Below are 21430 nucleotides of genomic sequence, written 5' to 3' on the forward strand. Positions count from 1 at the left end.
TTAGTGGCGGCCTGAAAAGGCCGCCACGGCGTCACGCGCCGCGTCCATCGTCCCATCGACGATCGTCAACCGCTCGGGCTTGTCGCCCAGGGCGGCGATGACGTTTGCGGGTTCGGGTTCGAAGCCCAGGACGGCCGAAACGAAGTCGCCGAACTTGGACGGATGGGCGGTGGACAGGGCGACGACGGGACCTTTCGAGCGGTCCTGCCGTCGCGCGGCGGCCAGCGCCACGGCCGTGTGCGGGCACACGACACGGCCCCAGGCCTCATAGGCGTGGGCGATCTCGGCGCGCGTCTCATCCTCGTCCATGGAGACCGCCGAGACCTGCGTGCGAAGGGCGGCGAGAAGGTCAGGATCGAAGGCGATGGCGCCGTCGCGCGCGAAGGTTTCGAACACCAGGCGCGTCGCCTCGGCGTCGCGGTCCGTCGCCTCGAACACCAGCCGCTCGAAGTTGGACGGCGCCTGCACATCCATGGACACGCTGCCGCTTTCGACCGCCGGACGGCGCGAATACAGGCCGTCATTCAGGGCGCGGGCCAGGGCGTCGTTCTGGTTCACGGCCGCGACGAAGCCGTTCGACGGCAAGCCCATCTTCGTAGCCGCAATGCCGGCGAAGGCGTCGCCAAAGTTGCCGGTCGGCACGACGAAGGTCGCGGCCTCGCCCAGCTGTGCGGTCGCGGAAACATAGTAGGGGATCTGGCCCGCGAGCCGCGCCCAGTTGATCGAATTGACCGAGGACAGGCGGCCCCGTTCGCGCAGGGCCTCGTCGGCCAGCAGGCCCTTCACCAGACGCTGGCAGTCGTCGAAATCACCGCGCACGGCCAGGTTCAGGACATTGTCGGCCTCGACCGTCGTCATCTGTTTGCGTTGAACCGGCGAGACGCGGTCCAGCGGGTGGAGCACGACCAGATCGACCGACTTGGCGCCGGCGAAGGCGCGCACGGCGGCGGCGCCGGTGTCGCCAGAGGTGGCGGTCAGTATGGTCAGACGCTCGCCCGAGGCGGCCAGGGTCTCGTCGGTCAAGCTGGCGACCAGCTGCATCGCCAGGTCCTTGAAGGCAGCGGTCGGACCGTGGAACAGCTCCAGCACGAACAGGCCCGGCTCCAGCTCGACCAGAGGCGTGACCAGCGGATGGTCGAACCCGGCGGTCAGTCGGTCCAGCGCGCGCTCCAGCGCGCCGTCGGGCAGGGCGTCGCCGATGAAGGGGGCGATAGCTTGAAGCGCGATCGACTTGTAGTCGGCCGCTCCGGTCCAGGCCTGGGGCGACAGGCTGGGCCAGGCGGTCGGCATATAGAGGCCGCCGTCCGGCGCGATGCCGCGCAGCAGGGCGTCGGTGAAATCGGTTTCGGGCGCCAAGTTCGAAACTTGGCCTCGGGTCGAAACGTAGCGGGCGCTGGAGGTGCTCATGACGCCGATGGTCGTAGCCAGACGGGGCGGCGGCGTCACCCGCTTTCTGGATGATTTTGTCGGGTTTTCGCGGGCTGTGGCGCGACAATCCACCTCTGGGCGTAGACGGGGGTGATTGAGCGCATGTTTTTGCCGCTACAGCAGCCAGTTCGTCAGTCCTAAAAAGGGGGTTGCGACATTGCCCCGCTGGCGCGGATTGCTGCGACGGTCCATGTCAGGAGCATGAGACGACGCGATCTTCTGATCCGGCTGGGGCTGGTCGCCGGCGGCGCAGGCGGGGCCTGGTGGCTGCGCGACCATGTGGTCTGGCGCGGGCCGACGGTCGCCTTCGCGGCGAACGGCTCCAGCGGCTGGCTGCCCTATGCCGAGCCGCGCGCGCCGACCCCGACGGTCGAGGTGACCGTGAACGGACAGCCGGTGCGGGCCCTGATCGATTCGGGGGCGCAGTATTCGGTCATCGACCGATCGCTGATCGAGCGGCTGGGGCTGACCAATGTCTTCAACATCCCGATGGTGGCTTACGGCGTCGGCGGCGACGCTCAGGTCGGACGCGGGACGACGCTGGATGTGGCGATCGGCGGCTTGCGGCTGACCGGATTGCGCGCGGCCATCCTCGGCCTGGGGCCGCTGGCCAGCGATCAGGGATTGGGCGCGGCGCTGATCCTGGGACAGGACGTGCTGCGGGAACTGGTGCTGGAACTGGACACGACCGAGCATCGGGTCCGGTTCCTGCCGCGCGAGGGCTGGACGCCGCCGTCGTCGCTGAAACCCGTGCCGGTGACACGGGCCGGCAAGGCCCTGCAGGCGGGCATCACCCTGGAAGGGGCGACGGTCAATGCGGTGATCGACACCGGCGCCTCGGCCGTGCTGGCCGTCACGCGCGAGACGGCCCAGGCCGCCGGCCTGCTGGACGGACGCGAACGCACGCCGGGCCAGAGCATCGTCCTGGGCGGCACCGTGCGCGCCGAGACGGTCGTGGTGCGCACCCTGACCATTGGCGACGAACTGTATCGTCAGGCAACGGTCGCCATCTATGACGACGTCGCTGTGCCGGGCTTCCCCAAGGCCCTGGTCGGCATGGCCGCGTTCGAGAACCGCCGGCTTGCGCTGGACCTGGGCGGCCCCGGCCTTTTCGTCGAACGGCCGATGGAGATCACGGTCGGCGCCTGATCAGGGATTGAGGCTGGATCGGCGCGGAACAACGGCCTAGGTCCGCGCCATGATCGAGTTCGCCCCGGAAATCCTCTTGCTGTTGTTTGCTGCGGCCGTGACCGCCGGGTTCGTGGACGCCATCGCCGGAGGCGGCGGTCTGATCACGGTGCCCGCGCTTTTGGCGGTCGGCGTCAATCCGGTAGCGGCCATCGCCACCAACAAGATACAGAGCAGTTTCGGCACGGCGTCCGCCACCTGGAACTTCTGGCGCAAGGGGCGGATCGACTTCGCCCTGCTGAAATGGCCGCTGATCGCCACGGTCGTCGGCGCGGCCTTGGGCGCGGTGGTGGTCAGTTTCGTGGACACGACCTGGTTGATGGTCCTGTTGCCGCTGCTGCTGGTTGGGATCGCCGTCTATTTTCTGGTTGGACCGAAGGCGAGCGACGAGGATGTCCGGGCGCGCCTGACGCCCTTCGCCTTCGGCGCCGTTGCGGGTGGGATCGGGTTTTATGACGGCTTCTTCGGCCCTGGCGCGGGGTCGTTCTTCGCCCTGGCTCTGGTGACGCTGATGGGGATGGGGCTGACGCGCGCCACGGCCCATACCAAGGCGCTGAACTTTGCCAGCAATCTGGTGTCCGTCGCGGTGTTCGCCATCGGCGGCCATGTGCTGTGGGCTGTCGGCCTGACCATGGCCGTCGGCCAGGTGCTGGGTGGATGGCTGGGGTCGCACGCCGCCATGCGGTTCGGGCCGAAGCTAATCCGACCGCTCCTAGTGACGATCTGCGTCGGCATGGTGATCAAACTGCTGTCCGATCCCGCCAATCCGCTGAGGGCGTGGATGGCAGGCTTGATCTAGCCCGCCAGCGCGGTCGCCACCACGGCCCTCGCCTCGTCTTGAACCTGAGCGAGGTGGTCCGGGCCGAGGAAGGATTCGGCGTAGATCTTGTAGACGTCTTCGGTGCCCGAGGGGCGGGCGGCGAACCAGGCGTCGGCGGTGACGACCTTCAGCCCGCCGATGGCCTCGCCGTTGCCGGGGGCCTTCGTCAAAATGTCGGTGATCGGCTGACCGGCCAGGGTGGTCGCGGAGACGTCCGAGGGGCTGAGCGCGGCAAGCCGGGCCTTCTCGGTGCGATTGGCGGGAGCATCGACGCGGGCGTAGGCGGGGGCGCCGTACTGATCCGTCAGACCGGCGTAGAGTTGGCTGGCGCTCTGGCCCGTGCGGGCCTGGATTTCGGCGGCCAGCAGGCACAGGAGGATGCCGTCCTTGTCGGTCGTCCACACCGTGCCGTCGTGGCGCAGGAAGGACGCCCCGGCCGATTCTTCGCCGCCGAAACCGACCGTGCCGTCCAGCAAACCAGGTACGAAGTGTTTGAAGCCGACGGGAACTTCCAGCAGGCGGCGACCCAGGCCGGCGACGACCCGGTCGATCATGGACGATGAGACCAAGGTCTTGCCCACCGCCACGTCCGCGCCCCAGCCGGGTCGATTGGCGAACAGATAGGCGATGGCGGCGGCCAGGAAGTGGTTGGGATTCATCAGGCCTGCGTCGGGGGTGACGATGCCGTGGCGATCCGCGTCGGCATCGTTGCCGAAGGCGACGTCATAGGCCGAGCCGCCCTTCATCATGCCGATCAGACCGGCCATGGCGCTGGGCGAGGAACAGTCCATGCGGATCTTGCCGTCGGCGTCCAGCGGCATGAAGGCCCAGCGTGGATCGACGGCGTCGTTGACGACGGTCAGGTCCAGTCGGTGGCGCTCAGCGATCTCGCCCCAATAGGCCACGGCCGCGCCGCCCAGCGGATCGGCGCCGATGCGGACGCCGGCGTTGCGGATGGCGTCCAGGTCCAGCACGCTGGGCAGGTCGTCGATATAGGCGGCCAGATAGTCGAACCGTCCAGCCGCCGCATGCGCCTGGGCGAAGGGGACGCGACGGACCTCGGTCAGGCCGCCTTCGATCAACTGGTTGGCGCGGGCGGCGATGGCGGATGTGGCCTCGCCCCCGGCCGGGCCGCCGGAGGGGGGATTGTATTTGATGCCGCCGTCACGCGGCGGATTGTGCGACGGGGTGATCAGGACGCCGTCCGCCTGCCGGCTATTCGTGCGGTTATGGGTCAGGATGGCGTGCGAAACGGCCGGCGTAGGGGTGAAGCCGTCGCGGGCGTCGATCAGCACCTCGACCCCGTTGGCGATCAGCACCTCCAGCGTCGTGCGGAAGGCGGGCTCGGACAGGCCGTGGGTGTCGCGACCGAGAAAAAGCGGGCCGTCGACGCCCTGGGCCGCGCGGTATTCGGCGATCGCCTGGGCGATGGCGAGGATGTGGGCCTGGTTGAAGGCGCCGTCCAGGCTGGAGCCGCGGTGGCCCGAGGTGCCGAACACAACCCGCTGCTGCGGATCGCCCATGTCGGGCCGGGTCGTGTCATAGGCGCCCAGCAGGGCGTCGAGGTCGATCAGGTCTTCGGGGCGTGCGGTCGTGCCGGCGCGGTCATGCATCGTCAGTCAATCAATCGTTCTGAAGGCTCGCGGCGATCAGGCGCCGCTGAAGGTGTCGCAGGCGGCCGGATCGCCCGACTGATAGCCGCGCTGCAGCCATTCGACGCGCTGGGCCGAGGAGCCGTGGGTGAAGCTTTCGGGCGAGACGCGGCCGCCGCTGCGCCGTTGCAGGGTGTCGTCGCCGATGGCTTGGGCGGTCTTCATACCCTCCTCGAACTCGCCAGCATCCAGGGCGACCTGACCGTTCGAAACGGCTGAGGCGTTCCGGGCCCAGACGCCGGCGTAGCAGTCGGCTTGAAGCTCCAGCGCGACGGAATACTGGTTGGCTTCGGCCTGACCGGAGGCGCGCTGCTGAGCCCGGTGGACCTGATCCGATGTGCCGGTCAGGGTCTGGACGTGATGGCCGAACTCGTGGGCGATGACATAGGCGCGGGCGAAGTCGGCGCCCGAGGCCCCGAGCTTGTTCTCCATCTCCTGCCAGAAGCCGAGGTCCAGATAGACGGTCTTATCGTTGGGGCAGTAGAAGGGACCCATGGCCGATTGGCCGAAGCCGCAGCCGGTCGATGTGCCCTGTTCGTAGATCACGACCTTCGGCGGCTGATAGCCGTTCAGCTTCTGCGCCCAGACATCGTTGATATTGGCGCCGATGACATCGACGAAGCGACCGGCCTGATCCTCGGGCGTGCCGACTTGGCCCTGCTGTTGCTCGGCGCCGACGCCGCCGAACTGGCTGGCGAGTTGAGTCGTGGTCGAAGGATCGATTCCGAAGACCAGATAGCCGATAATGGCCAGAACACCGACGCCCAGACCGCCGCCGGCGATGGCTCCGCCGCCGAGACCCCGTCGATCCTCGACGCCGCCGCCTGTCCGTCCACCTTGCCAGCGCATTTCGCTTCCTCCGCCCGATCCTGGTTAAGCTAGGCAGGAACGCGGGTGCAAGGGAAGGGATGCGTCAGTTCGCACGCTTCATTGCGAACGGGCCAGCCAGTTGTCGATCTGGCTCATGCCTTGGGCCGTCTGCTGGCGACGTTCGGCGGCGGACTGGCGCAAGGTTCGCTCCTGCTCGGGGCTGTAGAGCGGGCGCGGCTGCAAGGGCTGGGTGACGGTCGGTTCGCGTGCGCCTGCGATGGCGCGCAGACGAAGCTGGGTCTCGATCTGCTGCTGACGCGCCTGGTCCGCATTCGACTGCGCCTGAGAACGCAGGCGATCGTTCTCATAGCGGTGCTGGTCGGCGATGGCGGCGGGAACGCCGCCCGGATAGGCGCCGTAGGGGCGGCCGGCCTGCGGATAGGTCTGGGCCAAGGCGGGCGTGGCGGCAGCGGCCAACAGGACGGTCAGGGTCAGGAGCGATCGCATGGATAGGATGTGGGGACGCGCGCCATCGCCGCCAAGCGGAGCCGCAACCCTTTGAGTTTCTGTGGGTTCATCCCGCCGAACCCCCTTTACGAACGGAGCATTCCTCATGGCCCAATCCCTTTCCGGCAAGACCGTCGCCATCCTCGCGACCGACGGAGTCGAGCTGATCGAACTGAATGAACCGATGAAGGCGCTGAAGGATGCGGGCGCGGTGGTCGAGATCGTGTCGCTGAAGGCCGGCGAGTTCCAGGGCTTTGACCATCTGACGCCGGGCGACAAGGTTACGGCGGACAAGGCGGTGGCGGCGGTCGACGCCTCGACCTATTCCGCCCTGCTGTTGCCGGGCGGGGTGGCGAACCCGGACCTGCTGCGGGCGGACGAGGACGCGGTGAAGTTCGTTCGGGCCTTCTTCGACGCCGGCAAGCCGGTCGCCGCCATCTGTCACGCGCCCTGGCTGCTGATCGAGGCGGGCGTGGTCGAGGGGCGCACGATGACGTCGTTCGAAAGCATCCGCACCGACCTGAAGAACGCCGGGGCCAATGTGGTCAATGAGGCGGTCGTGGTGGATCAGGGCCTGGTGACCAGCCGCTGCCCCGACGACATTCCCGCCTTCAACGCAAAGATGATCGAGGAGTTCGCCGAAGGCCGCCACGAAGGTCAAGCCGCCGCCTAAGGCATCGCCCAGACTGAGGACCGTTTGATCTCCTGGTCCTCCAGTTCGCGCGAGGTCGGGACGCGGTACTCGGCCAGAAAATCCAGGTCCGTGCGCGGGAAATAGGTGCGTCCCGGATCGCCGATCAGAACCCGCGTGCCCCTGGTGCGGGCTTGGCCCAGCCAGGCCAGAACGGCGTCGGTCATCGGACGCTCGTAGCAGATGTCGCCTGCGCAGATGACCTCCACATCCGGCGGGGCGGCGTCCAGCAGATTGGTCTGGGTGAAGTCCAGCGTCACGCCGTTCGCCGCGGCGTTGGCGGCGACTGCGGCCTGGCAGAAGGGATCGATGTCGGCGCACAGGACCTGGGTCGCCCCCGCCTTCATCGCCGCCACGCCGACCAGACCCGAACCGGCGGCGAAGTCCAAGACGCGCTTGCCAGCCACTTCCTGCGGATGATCCAGCAGATACCGGCTCAGCGCCTGTCCGCCGGCCCAGGCGAAGGCCCAGAAGGGTGGCGGCACGCCTAATTCGCCCAGTTCTTCTTCCGTCAGCCGCCAGATGGGCGTGATCTCGTCGGCGAGCCACAAAGAGATCTCGGGCGCGTGCGGCACGGGCTGAAGCCGGGTGTTGTCACGGATGAAGGCGGCGGGATCGAGGACGGTCATTCCGCCTTGCGCGTAACAGCCTTCAGCACGCTGGCATAGCCGGGTGCGACCTCCATCGCCTCAGCTTGCGGCTTCGCACGAATGGCGCGGTGCAGGCGCGCCAGCTTCCAGCAGGGCACATGCATGAACAGGTGGTGCTCGGCGTGGAAGTTGACCCAGTAGGGCGCGATGAAGGCGCGCTCCCACCAAGAGGCGCGGGTGGTGCGGGCGGCGCGGAACGGATCGACGGCCGAACCCTCGACGCAGGCGTGTTCGGCGATGTTTCGTAGACGCGTCACCATCGGAAACCACGTCGCCATCGGCAGCAGCCACAGCATGAAGAAAGCCCACCAAACGCCGGCGGCGATGAAGCCCGCCAGGAGGATCGTGTTGAAGGCGAGGAAGGGCAGGACGGATCGGCCCGTCACGATCGACTCATAGTCATGTGCGCCATCATCTCGGGGGCCGCTCGAGCGCGCCTGCGCCAGCGGCAGCAGGACCCGCTGCTTGAAGAAGGTCTGGCCCGTCAGGTCGCGGATCAGCTTGCGGCGCAGCGAGGCCGTGCTGACGGGAAACGGCGCGGACAGCATCAAATCGGGATCCTCGGCCTGCTGGGCGAAGCGGTGATGCGTCAGGTGATAGGGGCGATAGGCCTTCAGGCTGGCGCCGATCGGCACGGCGCATAGCCAGTGGCCGAGAAAATCGTTCAGCCGGTTCGACTTCGACAGCCCGACATGCGCCGCTTCGTGCATCAGAATGGCCAGACCCAATTGACGCGTGCCGACGACCATGACGCACAGCGGGATCACCCATGGGATCAGGACGCCCGCGATCACGGCCAGCGCGATCACGGCCCAGCAGTGAGCCACAAGCAGCGGGCCGGCCCAGGCCGAGCGCATCTGAAACGGCGCCCATTCCTGAGGCGTGAACAGGGCCGAGGGGGCGATGCGCGGGGCGGCGGACATGGGGCGAGTCTAGCCCTTGACGCGCGTCTGGAAAAGCAACGGAGAAATGTTGGGCGTGCCTGACAAAAAGTCAGGTTGACATGACATTCCGTCGGTGTCAGGTTGTCCTTACACAAGGAGAGCCAATATGATCACCGCCTGGAAGACCGGAACGCCTGCGCATCGACGCTACATCATTCGCACGATGGCGTTCTCCGTGCCTTACGTCGCGATCTGCGTCGCGATGATGACGACCGACGCGTTCGACGATCTGATGGGCAAGCCGGCGGCCTGGGTCCTGGCGGCGGCGGTGTCGGCGCCGGTAATCGGGCAGATCTGGGCGACCCTGGCGCTGATGCGCGAGAGCGACGAGTTCGTGCGCGGCGTGACGGCCAAACAGTTCATCATCGCGGCCGGACTGGCGTTGGCCGTCGCCACCTTCTGGGGCTTTGGCGAGAGTTTCGCCGGCGCGCCGCATATGCAGACCTGGTTGATCGTGCCGGTCTTCTGGGGCCTCTACGGCGTCGTTTCACCCTTCATCCGGAGCAGCCGATGAAGAACCGTCTGAAGCTTCTACGCGTCGAGCGCGGCTGGACCCAGGAACAGATGGGTCAGGCGCTGGGGGTCTCGCGCCAGGCGGTCATCGCCCTGGAGACGGAGCGGCACGACCCCTCGCTGGACCTGGCCTACCGGATCGCCGCCGTCTTCGAACGGCCGGTAGAAGAGATCTTTGAGAACCCGCACGCGGGCTGACCGAGAAGTCAGAATAACCTTACAATTGGAGACTGTGATGTCGAACGTCATTCGCCCTTGCCGGGGCGTCTTCGCCCCGTCGCGCCTTGCCATCATCCTGGGCGTTGTGATCGCCTGCGCTGTGGCCAGCGATCAGGCTCGCGCCCAGACCGCGCTGCCAGCGGCGTCCGCCGCTGCGCCCTTCACCTCCGACCGCCTGTCGGTCGAGGTCGTGGGCCAAGGCCCTGACGTGATCCTGATCCCCGGCTTCGGCTGTTCGCGGGAGGTCTGGCGGGCGACGGCCGATCGGCTGAAGGCGACGCACCGGGTGCATCTGGTGCAGTTGGCCGGGTTCGCCGGCGAGCCGTGGTCGCATGGGGACGGCCCCTTCTTGCAGCCCGTGGTGAATGAGCTGGATCGCTACATCCGCCAGCAGGGCCTGAACCGGCCGGCGGTCATCGGCCATTCCATGGGCGCGCTTGTCGGGCTGAGGCTGGCGCAGGCGCATCCCGATGCCGTGGGACGATTGATGAGTGTCGACAGCCTGCCCTTCTTTTCCGCCCTGTTCGGGCCGCAGGTCACGGCCGAGACCGCGCGTCCCTTCGCCGATCAGGCGGCGAGCGGCATTCTGAACACCCCGCAGGACGCCTTCCGCAATGGCCAGACGCAGACGGCGGCGGGCTATTCACGCGATCCGGCGACCCAGGCGGACATCGTCGCCTGGTCCATGGCGGGCGACCGACACGCGATGGCGGCGGCGATCAAGGATGTGATGACCACCGATGCGCGGCCGGGGCTGGCGACCATGACGACGCCGGTGACGGCGCTTTACGCTGCCGATGCCGACGGCGGGGCGCCGGCGGCGGTGGCCGATGCGATGTGGACGCGGGAGTATGCGACCTTGCCCGGCGTGAGCCTGATCCGCGTCGATGGATCGCGGCATTTCATCATGGCCGATCAGCCGGCGCGGTTCGCCGGGCTGGTGGATGCGTTTCTGGCGAAGTGAGCCCTAAAGATCCTCCCCCGCAGGCGGGGGAGGATTGGTTCAGCCGTTCTTCGGCGTTACGTCGCCGGCCTTGGCGGGTGCGCCGTCGAACTGGTCGGCGTAGGCGGGGCTGAGCAGGGCGCGGAAGGCCGATTGGGGCAGGGCGATCCAGTAGGGGCCGTCCGAATAAGGGCCGATCTGATAGGGCCCCATCAGGAAGGTCATGCCGCCCGCCTTGCCCGGCGTCGTGCCCGGCGTCAGGACGAAGGGGGTGGAGACGGCCTTGGGGCAGGTCCACATCTTACCGTCCAGGGTCGCGGTTTCAGAGCCGGGCGAGCGGGCCTGTTTGGCGGCGTTGGCGGCGACGCACAGGGCCTTGTCCAGAACCGACAGGTCGGCGCCCGGCCGGAACAGGTCGGCGAAGCCCAGCCGCTTGTTGGTCGTCTTGTCCCAGATCACGGCGTCGAAACTGGTGTTGGGATGAGCGCCGCCGGTGAACTCGAAATCGGTGCGGGCCAGGCTGACCAGTTTGCCGGTCTCGGCGCCCGGCGCGAAGGCGATGGTCTTTTCGTAAGGGTTCGGGCCGCCGCCGGCTTCGCTGAGATCGGCCTGGGCGCCTTCCTCGAACTGCTTCAGGTCGCGCACCGTGTCGGCGTAGAGGGCGGCGTGCAGGGCGGGCGTGGTCTTGATGGCCTGGGGCAGGGTCAGTTTGACGGCGGCATAGGGGGTCTTGCTGTCATAGCCGACGGGGGTGTTCGACGCGGGTGCAGCGACTGCGGCCGGCGCAGGCTTGGCCGGCGCCGGGGCCGGGGCCTTGTCTTCCTTGCGCTGGCAGGCGGCCAAAGTGGCGGCGACAGCGGCGGATAACAGCAGGATGCGGGCGGTGCGCGACATGGGAAACTCCATCATCGGGGGGATCACAGGGAGATTGAGCCAAGAGCGATGGCGGCCAGCAGGATCAGACCGGCCTCGCGATTGGACTTGAAAAGTTTCAGCGCCAGGGCGCCGTCGTTGCGGTCCAGCCGGATGACCTGACACGCCAGATGGACGGCGTAGATCACCAGACAGAGCCCGAACAGCGGCCCAAGTCCCGCGGCGAAGCCGGTCAAGACGGCAAGGATTACGGTCAGGCCATAGAAGACCGCTACGCCCGGCCGCACGGCCGAGGCCAGGCGACGGGCCGAGGATTTCACCCCGATCATGGCGTCGTCCTCGATGTCTTGCAGGGCGTAGATGGTGTCGTAGCCCAGGGTCCAGAAGACGCCGCCAATCCACAGCAGGATGGCGGGAAGATAGGCCTGCCAGGCGAAGGCGATCGCATGGCCGCTGTCGCTGGCCGGGGACCACAGAAAGGGCCGGAACTCGCCGGCGAGATCGGCGGGCAGCAGCAAGGCGGCCGCCGCCAAGGGCAGCGCAGCGGCGAACCCCATCAGGGCGCCCCAGTTGAAGGTCAGGCCCAGCCAGGCCTGGGGCCACCAGGTGATCCGCTTCATGAAGGGATAGGCCGCGACCAGGCCCAGCGACCCGACTCCCAGCCCGATGGCGACGGTCGGCAGGGTGAGTAGGACCAAAAGGCTGATCAGGCTGCACGCGACGACGAAGGCCCAGGCCTGTTTGACCGAGATGCGGCCGGACGGGATGGGTCTCTGGGCGGTGCGGGCGACCTGGGCGTCGAAATCCCGATCGACGATGTCGTTGAAGGCGCATCCCGCCGCTCGCATCAGGCAGGCGCCGATGCCGAAACCAACGAACAGCCACAGATCATAGAGACCCGGCGCCTGCCGATACTGCGCCAGGGCCAGGGCGATCCCTTGCCAGCCGGGCAACAGCAGCAGCCAGATGCCGATGGGCCGATCGAACCGCCCCAGCTTCAACCACGGCTTCAGCCCCTCCGGCGCGTGCCGATCGACCCAGTTGGCGCCGGCGTCGGGGAGGGGAGCGAAAGTCATGCGGCCGACTTAGCGCGTAGGGGCCGAGCGGTGAAGGCGCCGCGCTCTGTTTCGGATGGTGGCGCATAGAAAAAGGGGCTGGATGATCCAGCCCCTTCTCTTTTGGTTATCAGCGCAACCGTCAGTCCTGATAGACGTCGCCGGAGCCGGAGACGGTGCTGTTCAGGTTGGCGGGGCGGGTGGCCAGGGCCACGTCGCCGGAGCCGGCGATGGCGACCTTGACGTCGCCGGTCGGGGCGATGCGGGCGTCGCCGGATCCGGCGATGTCCACCCAGGCGTCACGGGTCGCCAGGTCGCCGAGGGACGCATCGCCCGAGCCGGCGATGTCCAGCTTCAGCTCGTCGGTGCGGCCCGAGACGGTGACCTCGGCCGAGCTGGCGATGTCGAGCGCCAGCGAAGGTTGGTCATAGCCGGTGATCTGCAGGTCGCCCGAGCCCTTGGCGTTGAAGCGGTTCACCTTGGGCGCGGTGATGACGACCTTCAGTTCGTCGCGCTCGGAGCGGGCGGAGAAGCCGTCGTTGTCCCAGCCGAACACGACCCGCTCGTCGCCGTCGCCCAGATCGAGGCGGCCGTCGACCAGGCGGACCCGGTCGGTCAGACCCTTGGGCCCGGTGATGACGACGGTGTTGGCGTCGCCCTGCACATAGTCGACGTCGATGCTGGAATCGACGGTCAGGGTCTCGCCTCCGGTCCAAGGCAGGGTGCGGGTGGTGAAGGGACCAAGGTCGTCGGTCCCGCCGCCCTTGACCCGCTCGAAGCGGATGGTCTCGCCGTCGTGGTCCTTGATGGTCCAGGCCCAGCCGTGGCGCTGGAGGTCGTGGCCGCCGATCGCCAGCGCGCCGCCGACGGTGACCAGGCACAGCACCAGGGCGGCGCCGGCGATGATGAACAGGGTGCGGATCATGCCGAAGCTCCCGAGGTCGAGGTGGATTGAACGCTGGTCGGCTCAAGCGCCGGCTTCAGCAGGCGGTAGTGCAGGCGGGCGAACCAGACGACGCCGTTGACCAGCCAGATGGTGAAGATGGTCAGCAGGGCGCCGATGAAGACGGCGCCGGCCATCAGGCCCAGCCCCATCAGGATCGCCGCGAACGGCCCGCCGGGGAAGCCGGCGAAGGGGCCGGCGACCATGATCACGCCGCCTGCGATGAACAGTCCGATGGCGGCGATGAAGAAGCCGAACACGGTCCCGATCACGCCCATCAGCAGGGGCAGGAGGATCAGGATGTCCAGCGCCCCCAGGCCCAGGACCGCGAAGACGGCGCCGGCGGCGGCGGAGGGGTTCTTCTCCTGATGCCAGCGCTGGATGCCGGCCTCGGCCTTCAGTTCGCGAGCCAGGCGGACCGGATCGCCGAGCGCGGAGGCCACCTCGGCCTCGGTGCGGCCGGCGGCGATGCCGTCGTCGAAGTGGGTCTGATAGTCGGCGATGATGTCGTTGGCGGTCGTGGTCGGCAGGCCGACGAGGCCTTCCTTCAAACGATCGATGAATTCGGCGCGCGTCATTGAGCGGCTCCCTGATCGGCGTCTTTCGCCACGATGGCGTCGACGGCCTTGGTGAAGGCGGACCATTCGGCAGTCTGGGCGGCGAGGGCCCCCCGGCCCGCTTCGGTCAGTCGGTAGTATTTGCGTGACGGCCCGGCGGAGGATTCGACCAGATAGGTCTCGACCTGTCCTTCGGACTGCATGCGGCGCATCAGGGGGTAGATCGTGCCTTCCCCCATATCGATCGCGTCCGACAGGCGGCTGGCGATCTCGTAGGCGTAGCTGTCCGCCCGGTTCAGAAGGGCCAGGACGCAAAGCCCCAGCACTCCTTTCTTCAGCTGTATCTCGATAGTTTCTGGCACCTCGGCTCTCCCGTTGATGACCACTGACTACGACAAGGTATCTTGTGACGCAAGGTAGCTATCGAAACATGACAGCGATTTAATCGAGGCCGGCTGAAGGCGGCTTTGCGGCCTGAGCGCCGTTGATCGCTTGGCAAGCCGAAAGCGATCCGATAGGTGACCGAGAACGCCGGGCGTGGGAATCGCGCCAGCGTGATCTCTTGCGAGCCATTCGCAAGTATCTGCTGCATAACGGTTTTATGGGGAAGTCTCATATGGGGATGGGCAAGCGAGCCCAAGGGACGTTGAGGAAGGCCGCGACTTGCGCGTCCTCCATCGTTCTGGGCGCCGGACTGGCGATGTTCGCTGCGGCGCCGACGTGGGCGCAGGACCTGATGGGTCAGCCGACCCCGGGCGGCATCACGCTGCAACCGGCGGCGTCGCCGCTGAAGCATGATGCGCACTTCTTCCACGACGTGATCCTGATGCCGATCATCACGGCCATCACCCTGCTGGTGCTGGGCCTGCTGGCGTGGATCGTGTTCCGCTACAACAAGAAGGCCAATCCGACGCCCGCGCGCTGGAGCCACAACACCACGATCGAGATCATCTGGACCGTGCTGCCGGTGCTGATCCTGGTCTTCATCTCTCTGTTCTCGTTCCGCCTGCTGTTCGCCTATCACGACATGCCGTCGCCGGACGTGACGGTGAAGGTGACCGGCAACCAGTGGAACTGGGCCTATGAGTATCCGGACCAGGGCGTCGCGGAATACATCTCCAACATGCTCCCGGAAGAGGAAGCCAAGGCCAAGGGCGTGCCCTATCGCCTGGCCGCGACCGAGCCGATGGTCGTGCCGGTCGGCAAGACGGTGCAGCTGGTCATCACCGCCTCGGACGTCATCCACGCGGTCGCCCTGCCGGCGTTCGGCCTGAAGACCGACGCCGTTCCCGGCCGCATCAACACCACCTGGTTCAAGGCCGAGCGCACCGGCGTCTTCTATGGCCAGTGCTCGGAACTGTGCGGCGTCGACCACGCCTTCATGCCGCTGGAGATCCGGGTCGTGACCCAGGCCCAGTTCGAACAGTGGATCGCCTCCAAGGGCGGCTCGATGACGCCCAAGGTCGCCGCGCCCGCCGCAGCCGCCGCTCCGGCCGCTGCCGCGCCTGCGCCCGCCGCCGACGCCGCGACCCCGGTCGCCGCCCCCGTCGGCGCCACCGCCGACCAACCCGTTCCCGCCGCGGCGTCCGCCGCGCCGGCCGCCCAGTAAGAGGCGAACAGAGACACATGGCTGACGCTACCGTAACCCGCGACGCGACCCACATCGGTCACGCTCACGACGACCACCATCACGACCACAAGCTGGGCTTCTTCACCCGCTGGTTCCTGTCCACCAACCACAAGGACATCGGCACCCTGTATCTGATGTTCGCCATCATGGCGGGCATCGTGGGCGGCGCCTTGTCGGGGCTGATCCGCTGGGAACTGGCCGAGCCGGGCATCCAGATCTTCAAGGAAGGCTCGTCGATCCAGCTGCTGGGTCTCGTGGAGCAGTCCAAGCACGGCTATAACGCCGTCGTGACGGCCCACGCCCTGATCATGATCTTCTTCATGGTCATGCCCGCCATGATCGGCGGCTTCGGCAACTGGTTCGTGCCGATCATGATCGGCGCGCCGGACATGGCCTTCCCGCGCATGAACAACATCTCGTTCTGGCTGCTGGTCGCCGCCTGGTGCCTGCTGATCCTGTCGATGTTCACCGACGGCGGACCGGGCAAGGGCTTCGGCGGGGGCTGGACGGCCTATCCGCCGCTGTCGACCACGGGCCACGTCGGCCCCGCCTTCGACTTGGCCATCTTCGCCCTGCACGTCGCGGGCGCCAGCTCGATCCTGGGCGCGATCAACTTCATCACCACCATCCTGAACATGCGCGCGCCGGGCATGACACTTCACCGGATGCCGCTGTTCGCCTGGTCGGTGCTGATCACCGCCTTCCTGCTGCTGCTGTCGCTGCCCGTGCTGGCCGGCGCCATCACCATGCTGCTGACGGACCGCAACTTTAACACCCACTTCTTCGATCCCGCCGGCGGCGGCGACCCGATCATGTACCAGCATCTGTTCTGGTTCTTCGGTCACCCGGAAGTGTACATCCTGATCCTGCCGGGCTTCGGCATCATCAGCCACATCGTCTCGACCTTCAGCCGCAAGCCGGTGTTCGGTTATCTGGCCATGGCCTACGCCATGGTGGCCATCGGCTTCGTCGGCTTCATCGTGTGGGCCCACCACATGTACACGGTCGGCATGAGCATCAATCTGCGCGCCTATTTCATCGCCGCCACCATGATCATCGCGGTGCCGACGGGCGTGAAGATCTTCAGCTGGATCGCCACCATGTGGGGCGGCTCCATCAGCTTCAAGACGCCCATGCTGTGGGCGATCGGCTTCATTTTCCTCTTCACCGTCGGCGGCGTGACCGGCGTGGTCCTGTCGAACGCCGGCATCGATTACAGCCTGCACGACACCTATTACGTGGTGGCGCACTTCCACTATGTGCTGTCGCTGGGCGCCGTCTTCGCGATCTTCGCGGGCTTCTACTACTGGTTCGAGAAGATGTTCGGGGTGAAGTACAACGAGTTTCTGGGCGCCACCCACTTCTGGATCATGTTCGTGGGCGTGAACCTGGTGTTCTTCCCGCAGCACTTCCTGGGTCTGCAGGGCATGCCGCGTCGCTACATCGACTATCCGGAAGCCTTCACCCTTTGGAACCACGTTTCGTCGATCGGCTATGCCGTCACCGTCGTCGGCGTGATCGTCTTCCTGATCATGCTGGCCGAGGCGGCGATCCGTCGTCGTCCGGGCGTCGCCAACCCGTGGGGTGAAGGCGCCACGACCCTGGAGTGGACCCTGTCCTCGCCGCCCCCGGCCCACCAGTTCAACGAACTGCCGGTCATCAAGGCGGAAGAGCACTAAGCCTTTCCAGCGCTATGAAATTGAAGGCCGCTCTTTCCGTCGGAAGGGGCGGCCTTCTTCGTTTGGGTATGCTATGCGGCCCCCACAGATGACCGAAGTTCAGACCCGCCCCGTTCTCTCGACCGCCCAGCCGGAGGATTTCTTCCAGCTGTTGAAGCCGCGCGTGATGTCGCTGGTGGTGTTCACGGCCGCGACCGGGCTGATCGTCGCGCCGGGATCGGTCAATCCGCTGGTCGCGGCCATCGCCATCCTGTGCATCGCCGTGGGGGCCGGGGCGGCCGGGGCGCTGAACATGGCGCTGGAAGGCGAGACCGACGCCCTGATGCGGCGCACGCGCGGCCGGCCGGTGGCGGCGGGGCGTGTGCGCAAGAACGACGCCATGGCCTTCGGCGTCATCCTGAGCCTGTTCTCGGTCATGCTGCTGGGGATGAACGCAAACTGGCTGGCGGCGGGTCTGCTGGCCGTGACCATCGTCTATTACGCCGGTTTCTACACCTTGCTGCTTAAGCGCCGGACGCCCCAGAACATCGTCATCGGCGGCGCGGCGGGCGCCTTCCCGCCCGTGATCGGCTGGGCGGCGGCGACGGGTCATGCGCCGTGGCAGGCGTGGTTGCTGTTTCTCATCATCTTCCTGTGGACCCCGCCGCACAGCTGGGCGCTGGCGCTGTATTCGGCCGGCGATTACGCCAAGGCGGGCATTCCGATGATGCCGGTGGCCAAGGGCGCCAAGTCCACGCGGTTGCAGATCCTGCTCTACACCCTGGTCTTCGTGCCGGTCGCCATCGCCCCGGCCTTCGCGGGCCTGGGCGGGATCATCTATCTGGTCGTGTCGGTCGCGGGCGGCCTGGGTTTCCTCGGACTGGCAGTGCGTCTTTATCGCTCGCGCGCCGGCGACGAGCCGGACAAGGCCGAGGCCGTAGGACGCGAGGCCGCATTGTATGACGTCAAGGTCCAGGCCAAACCGGCGCGGGACCTGTTCGCCTTTTCCATCCTCTATCTGATGGCGCTGTTCTCGGCGCTGCTGGTCGAGGCCCTGTCCGGTCTGGGAGCGTAACACCATGCGTCTGACGCCTGAGGAACTTCGCGCGCGCAAGCGTCGCAACGTCTGGATCGCCTCGGCGCTTGTGGCCTTCATCGTGCTGGTCTTCGCCACCACGGTGCTGCGCCTGCAACAGAACCAGGCGGCCGAGCGCGCGCTGGCCACGGCGGTGGAGACCTCCCAGCCATGAAGGCGGGCCGCAAGAATCTGATCGCCATCATCTGCGTCTTCGGCGTGATGGGCATGACCGGGGCGGCGTTTGCGGCGGTGCCGCTCTATCGAATGTTCTGTCAGGTCACGGGTTTTGGCGGCACGACGATGAAGGCGGATAAGGCCTCCGACACCGTGCTGGACGAGACGGTCATGGTGCGGTTCGACACCAATGTGCGCGGCGTGCCGATGACCTTCCGCGCCGAACAGTCGACCCAGCGGGTGCGGATCGGCGAGACGGGCCTGGCCTATTTCGACGTGACCAACACCTCGGACAAGCCGATCCAGGTGCGCGCCAGCTACAATGTCTCGCCCGAGCAGACGGGGCCGTATTTCCAGAAGCTGCAATGTTTCTGCTTCACCGACCAGACGCTGGCGGCGGGCGAGACGCGCCAGTTCCCGGTCCAGTATTTCATCGCCCCGGAACTGGCCACGGACCGTGAGGCCAAGGGCGCGCGCGACATCACCCTGAGCTACACCTTCTATCCGTCCGTGGACGCGCCCGAGGGGTGACTTCGAAGCCGGGCGTGGACTTTCCCGGCGTCGGCTGCGGCGTGGTGATCCAGCGCGCCGACGGGCGGGTCTTGCTGTGCAAGCGGCTGAAGGCGCCCGAGGCCGGGTTCTGGAACATCGTCGGCGGCAAGGTCGACCTGATGGAGCGCTCCATCGACGCCGCGCGGCGCGAGGCCGAGGAGGAGAGCGGGCTGACGATCGGCGCGGTCGATTTCCTGTGCCTGGCCGAAGAGATCATTCCGGCCGACGGCCAGCATTGGGTGTCGCTGATCTATGTCACCCGGGACTTCACCGGCGGGCCGACGCTGACCGAGCCGGACAAGCTGTCGGAGATCGGCTGGTTCGCTCTGGACGACCTTCCCCAGCCGCTGTCGGCCTTTTCGGCCAAGGCGTTCAGAGCCTTGAACAAGGCGGAAAGACGGCGTGGCTCTGGCGTCGGGGAAAATCGAAGGCTATAGCCGCTATAACAACCGACTCTGGCCGACGAAGAGACGCGATTCATGGCTGACGCCCACGCCACTCCGCAGCACGACTACCACCTGGTGGCGCCCAGCCCCTGGCCGCTGGTGTCGTCGGTCGCTGCGACCATCATGTTCATCGGGGCGGTGATCTGGATGAAGGGTCTGGCCCCGGCGGACGGCGGCCCGATCGCCGCCAACTTCCTGGCCGAAGGCAAGCCGGGCGTCTTCTTCGCCGGTCTGGCCGGCGTGCTGATCTCGGCCTTCTGCTGGTGGGCGGACGTCATCAAGGAATCCAAGGCGGGCGACCATACGCCGGTCGTGTCGCTGGGCCTGCGCTACGGCATGATCCTGTTCATCGCGTCGGAGGTGATGTTCTTCGTCGCCTTCTTCTGGATGTTCTTCGACATGGCCCTGTTCCATGAATCGCGCGCCCTGACGCCGGAAGTCGGCACCTGGGCCGACACCGCCAAGGCCTGGTCGACCTGGCCGCCGAAGGGCGTCGAGGTTCTGTCGCCGTGGCAGCTGCCGCTGTTGAACACCGTGACCCTGCTGCTCTCGGGCTGCACCGTCACCTGGGCCCACCACGCGATCCAGGTCGGCGACCGCAAGGGCGCCAAGATCGCCCTGATCATCACTGTGGCCCTGGGCGTGCTGTTCACCTGCGTCCAAGCCTATGAGTACAACCACATCCTGCACGAGAAGCTGTTCTTCAACGAAGAGGCCGTGAACTCGGGCCTGTACGGCTCGATCTTCTTCATGGCGACGGGCTTCCACGGCTTCCACGTCCTGATCGGCACCATCTTCCTGGCGGTCTGCCTGATCCGCCTGCTGAAGGGCGACTTCACCCCGCAGAAGCATTTCGGCTTCGAGGCGGCGGCCTGGTACTGGCACTTCGTGGACGTGGTCTGGCTGTTCCTCTTCGCCTTCGTCTATGTCGTCTTCGGTTGATCCAAGACGGCCCTGAAGACATCGCAGCGGCGCGGGACGAGGAATCGTCCCGCGCCGTCGTCGTTTCCGATACGCCGGTTCGCTGGGCGCTGCGGGGGCGTTGTCCCCGGTGTGGCCAGGGTGCGTTGTTCGCGGGCTTTCTGAAGGTGGCGCCCGGCTGCACGGCCTGCGGTCTGGACTATTCCACCATCCAGACGGGCGACGGCCCCGCCAGCTTCATCATGCAGATCGCCGGCTTCATCGTCGGCTTCTCGGCCCTGTTCGTGGAAATCAAATACCATCCGCCCATGTGGGTGCATCTGATCGTCTGGCTGCCGCTGGTGGTCGCCCTGTCGCTGGCCCTTATGCGGCCGGGGCGGGGGCTGATGATCGGGCGGCAATATCGGAATCAGCGATGAAGCGATTCCCCTGGATCCTGACCGTGCTGACGGTGCTGGCCCTGATCCTGCTGATCGGGCTGGGCGTGTGGCAGGTCGAGCGGCTGAAGTGGAAGGAAGGGCTGATCGCGGCGGCCGATGCGGCGGCGGCGAAACCGCCGGCGCCGCTGGAGCAGGTGTTGGCCGAGACAAGGAATGGGGGCGATCTGGAGTTCAGGAAGGCGCTGATCGTCTGTCAGGGCTTGGCCAGCGCGCCCTTTGTCGAGCTTCAGAGCATTCATGACGGCGAGGCCGGGGTGCGGCTGATCTCGGCGTGCAAGCCGGCGGGGGCGGATTTCACCCTGCTGGTCGATCGCGGCTTTGTCGGCGACGGCGTGACGGCGCGTCCGCGCGTGCTCGAAACCACCTTGCCGCTGGTGATGGTCGGTGAGTTCCGCACCTTCGACAAGCCCGGCGCCATGAGCCCGGCGCCGCGCGACGGCCGCTTCTACGCCCGCGACACGGCGGCGATGGCCAAGGCGCTGAACGTCACGGGGCCGGTCCGGCCCGAGGCCGTGTTCGCCATCACCGCCGTCAATCCCGAATTCCCGGCGCTCAGGCCGTCCGCGCCGCCTGCGGCCTTTTCCAACAACCATTTCGGATACGCCCTGACGTGGTTCGGACTGGCGATCGCGCTTGCGGGTTTCTATGTGGCCCTGCTTCGCCGTCGCATCAAGAAAGACGGTCCTCAAGCAGCCGCGCCTCGCGTGCGCGGCGATAGGAAAGACTAAAGTCCTGACT

The 21430-nt window shown here is 67.0% G+C and carries 26 protein-coding genes; 15 read left to right on the forward strand and 11 right to left on the reverse strand.

The window, feature by feature from the left end; genetic code table 11:
• Positions 1-1446 carry a threonine synthase gene (gene thrC, locus DT343_RS00420; RefSeq protein ID WP_258522458.1) on the reverse strand — a complete coding sequence of 482 codons (1446 nt, stop codon included), beginning with the start codon at positions 1444-1446 and terminating at the stop codon, positions 1-3.
• Positions 1447-1629: 183 nt separating this feature from the next.
• On the opposite strand from thrC, the gene DT343_RS00425 reads away from it, so the two are divergent.
• Positions 1630-2577 (forward strand): retropepsin-like aspartic protease, encoded by a 948-nt coding sequence (locus DT343_RS00425; RefSeq protein ID WP_112861315.1) that lies wholly within the window; start codon positions 1630-1632, stop codon positions 2575-2577.
• A gap of 49 nt (positions 2578-2626) precedes the next feature.
• Complete coding sequence (locus DT343_RS00430) at positions 2627-3415, forward strand: TSUP family transporter (RefSeq protein ID WP_112861316.1); 789 nt, start codon at positions 2627-2629, stop codon at positions 3413-3415.
• Here DT343_RS00430 and pgm read toward each other — a convergent pair.
• The 3 genes from pgm to DT343_RS00445 form a co-directional block, all read right to left on the reverse strand.
• Positions 3412-5049, reverse strand: a complete 1638-nt coding sequence (pgm, locus tag DT343_RS00435) for a phosphoglucomutase (alpha-D-glucose-1,6-bisphosphate-dependent) (protein ID WP_112861317.1) — start codon at positions 5047-5049, stop codon at positions 3412-3414. The genes DT343_RS00430 and pgm overlap by 4 nt on opposite strands.
• A gap of 36 nt (positions 5050-5085) precedes the next feature.
• Positions 5086-5937, reverse strand: coding sequence for a KPN_02809 family neutral zinc metallopeptidase (gene ypfJ / locus DT343_RS00440; RefSeq protein WP_112861318.1), 852 nt, complete (start codon positions 5935-5937; stop codon positions 5086-5088).
• 78 nt (positions 5938-6015) lie between these two features.
• Complete coding sequence (locus DT343_RS00445; protein WP_112861319.1) at positions 6016-6405, reverse strand: hypothetical protein; 390 nt, start codon at positions 6403-6405, stop codon at positions 6016-6018.
• Positions 6406-6511: 106 nt separating this feature from the next.
• Between DT343_RS00445 and DT343_RS00450 the strand changes: the two genes are divergently transcribed.
• Entirely contained in the window at positions 6512-7078 is a 567-nt protein-coding gene (locus DT343_RS00450; RefSeq protein WP_112861320.1) for a type 1 glutamine amidotransferase domain-containing protein, read from the forward strand.
• Here DT343_RS00450 and DT343_RS00455 read toward each other — a convergent pair.
• Together DT343_RS00455 and DT343_RS00460 are read right to left on the reverse strand one after the other, a co-directional pair.
• Complete coding sequence (locus DT343_RS00455) at positions 7075-7725, reverse strand: class I SAM-dependent methyltransferase (protein ID WP_112861321.1); 651 nt, start codon at positions 7723-7725, stop codon at positions 7075-7077. The two genes, DT343_RS00450 and DT343_RS00455, sit on opposite strands and share 4 nt — an antisense overlap.
• A complete protein-coding gene (locus tag DT343_RS00460; protein ID WP_112861322.1) occupies positions 7722-8669 on the reverse strand; it encodes a fatty acid desaturase family protein in 948 nt (315 codons plus the stop codon). Before DT343_RS00460 ends, DT343_RS00455 begins: the two co-directional genes overlap by 4 nt.
• Before the next feature lie 127 nt (positions 8670-8796).
• On the opposite strand from DT343_RS00460, the gene DT343_RS00465 reads away from it, so the two are divergent.
• Genes DT343_RS00465 through DT343_RS00475 form a run of 3 tightly spaced genes read left to right on the forward strand, consistent with a single transcriptional unit; the run spans position 8797 to position 10386 of the window.
• Positions 8797-9204 (forward strand): hypothetical protein, encoded by a 408-nt coding sequence (locus DT343_RS00465; protein WP_112861323.1) that lies wholly within the window; start codon positions 8797-8799, stop codon positions 9202-9204.
• On the forward strand, positions 9201-9401 hold the full coding sequence (locus tag DT343_RS00470) for a helix-turn-helix transcriptional regulator (protein WP_039244155.1): 201 nt from the start codon (positions 9201-9203) through the stop codon (positions 9399-9401). Before DT343_RS00465 ends, DT343_RS00470 begins: the two co-directional genes overlap by 4 nt.
• Positions 9402-9438: 37 nt before the next feature.
• A complete protein-coding gene (locus tag DT343_RS00475) occupies positions 9439-10386 on the forward strand; it encodes an alpha/beta fold hydrolase (RefSeq protein WP_112861324.1) in 948 nt (315 codons plus the stop codon).
• A gap of 39 nt (positions 10387-10425) precedes the next feature.
• Here DT343_RS00475 and DT343_RS00480 read toward each other — a convergent pair whose 3' ends face one another.
• From DT343_RS00480 to DT343_RS00500, 5 genes are all read right to left on the reverse strand, one after another.
• Entirely contained in the window at positions 10426-11259 is an 834-nt protein-coding gene (locus tag DT343_RS00480) for a DUF3298 and DUF4163 domain-containing protein (protein WP_220116400.1), read from the reverse strand.
• A gap of 23 nt (positions 11260-11282) precedes the next feature.
• Positions 11283-12314: a UbiA family prenyltransferase gene (locus DT343_RS00485; protein ID WP_112861326.1), complete on the reverse strand. Its 1032-nt coding sequence runs from the start codon at positions 12312-12314 to the stop codon at positions 11283-11285.
• A 121-nt stretch (positions 12315-12435) separates the two neighbouring features.
• Positions 12436-13218, reverse strand: a complete 783-nt coding sequence (locus DT343_RS00490) for a GIN domain-containing protein (protein WP_112861327.1) — start codon at positions 13216-13218, stop codon at positions 12436-12438.
• Positions 13215-13814, reverse strand: coding sequence for a DUF1700 domain-containing protein (locus DT343_RS00495; protein WP_112861328.1), 600 nt, complete (start codon positions 13812-13814; stop codon positions 13215-13217). The genes DT343_RS00490 and DT343_RS00495 overlap by 4 nt, the downstream gene beginning before the upstream one ends.
• Positions 13811-14155 (reverse strand): PadR family transcriptional regulator, encoded by a 345-nt coding sequence (locus DT343_RS00500; RefSeq protein ID WP_112862516.1) that lies wholly within the window; start codon positions 14153-14155, stop codon positions 13811-13813. The genes DT343_RS00495 and DT343_RS00500 overlap by 4 nt, the downstream gene beginning before the upstream one ends.
• Before the next feature lie 260 nt (positions 14156-14415).
• Between DT343_RS00500 and coxB the strand changes: the two genes are divergently transcribed.
• From coxB to DT343_RS00540, 9 genes are all read left to right on the forward strand, one after another.
• Positions 14416-15402 carry a cytochrome c oxidase subunit II gene (coxB, locus tag DT343_RS00505; protein WP_112862517.1) on the forward strand — a complete coding sequence of 329 codons (987 nt, stop codon included), beginning with the start codon at positions 14416-14418 and terminating at the stop codon, positions 15400-15402.
• Positions 15403-15419: 17 nt separating this feature from the next.
• Positions 15420-17102: a cytochrome c oxidase subunit I gene (gene ctaD / locus DT343_RS00510; protein ID WP_112861329.1), complete on the forward strand. Its 1683-nt coding sequence runs from the start codon at positions 15420-15422 to the stop codon at positions 17100-17102.
• Between the two features lie 88 nt (positions 17103-17190).
• On the forward strand, positions 17191-18156 hold the full coding sequence (gene cyoE, locus DT343_RS00515; protein WP_112861330.1) for a heme o synthase: 966 nt from the start codon (positions 17191-17193) through the stop codon (positions 18154-18156).
• A 4-nt stretch (positions 18157-18160) separates the two neighbouring features.
• Complete coding sequence (locus DT343_RS17385; RefSeq protein ID WP_017505721.1) at positions 18161-18331, forward strand: hypothetical protein; 171 nt, start codon at positions 18161-18163, stop codon at positions 18329-18331.
• Positions 18328-18864, forward strand: a complete 537-nt coding sequence (locus DT343_RS00520) for a cytochrome c oxidase assembly protein (RefSeq protein ID WP_112861331.1) — start codon at positions 18328-18330, stop codon at positions 18862-18864. The genes DT343_RS17385 and DT343_RS00520 overlap by 4 nt, the downstream gene beginning before the upstream one ends.
• Positions 18865-18878: 14 nt before the next feature.
• Positions 18879-19322 (forward strand): NUDIX domain-containing protein, encoded by a 444-nt coding sequence (locus tag DT343_RS00525; protein WP_112862518.1) that lies wholly within the window; start codon positions 18879-18881, stop codon positions 19320-19322.
• A gap of 42 nt (positions 19323-19364) precedes the next feature.
• The gene (locus DT343_RS00530) at positions 19365-20273 is read left to right on the forward strand and encodes a cytochrome c oxidase subunit 3 (protein ID WP_055806286.1); all 909 of its coding nucleotides are present in this window, start codon (positions 19365-19367) and stop codon (positions 20271-20273) included.
• A 125-nt stretch (positions 20274-20398) separates the two neighbouring features.
• Positions 20399-20671, forward strand: a complete 273-nt coding sequence (locus DT343_RS00535; RefSeq protein WP_306418719.1) for a DUF983 domain-containing protein — start codon at positions 20399-20401, stop codon at positions 20669-20671.
• Complete coding sequence (locus DT343_RS00540) at positions 20668-21420, forward strand: SURF1 family protein (RefSeq protein ID WP_112861333.1); 753 nt, start codon at positions 20668-20670, stop codon at positions 21418-21420. Before DT343_RS00535 ends, DT343_RS00540 begins: the two co-directional genes overlap by 4 nt.
• The last annotated feature ends 10 nt before the right edge of the window (positions 21421-21430 follow it).

This window comes from Brevundimonas vesicularis, from assembly GCF_900445985.1.
Taxonomy (GTDB): domain Bacteria; phylum Pseudomonadota; class Alphaproteobacteria; order Caulobacterales; family Caulobacteraceae; genus Brevundimonas; species Brevundimonas vesicularis_D.